This window comes from Achromobacter sp. SIMBA_011, assembly GCF_046535435.1.
GTDB classification, from domain to species: domain Bacteria; phylum Pseudomonadota; class Gammaproteobacteria; order Burkholderiales; family Burkholderiaceae_B; genus Achromobacter; species Achromobacter dolens.
Genome location: NZ_JAWRWN010001319.1, coordinates 1 through 231, shown reverse-complemented (window position 1 = coordinate 231; position 231 = coordinate 1). Strand labels below are relative to the sequence as shown.

Annotated in this window: 1 protein-coding gene; it reads left to right on the top strand. The window is 34.2% G+C overall.

Translation table 11 applies throughout. The features are described 5' to 3' along the window. Positions 1–20: 20 nt before the first annotated feature. Positions 21–231: hypothetical protein (locus SB816_RS35360; protein WP_410548666.1), on the top strand; the 211-nt coding region annotated here is incomplete at its 3' end.

Here is a 231-nt window from a genome sequence, read left to right as displayed (position 1 = left end):
ATCAGCTTTATCAGTTCAAGATGGAAGTCAATTCTGGAGAATACATAGAACCTGAAAAATTAACATTTGAATCTTTTATCGCTAAGTGGAAAGAAAAAAAGCTCTATCAAAAGAGCGGAAAACCTTACTCTTTGACAACATCAGACGTTTATTGGCGTCACTTAAAAAATCATATCCTCCCCGTTTTTGGACATATGAGGATAGAACGAATAAAGAGTTTACATATCGTAG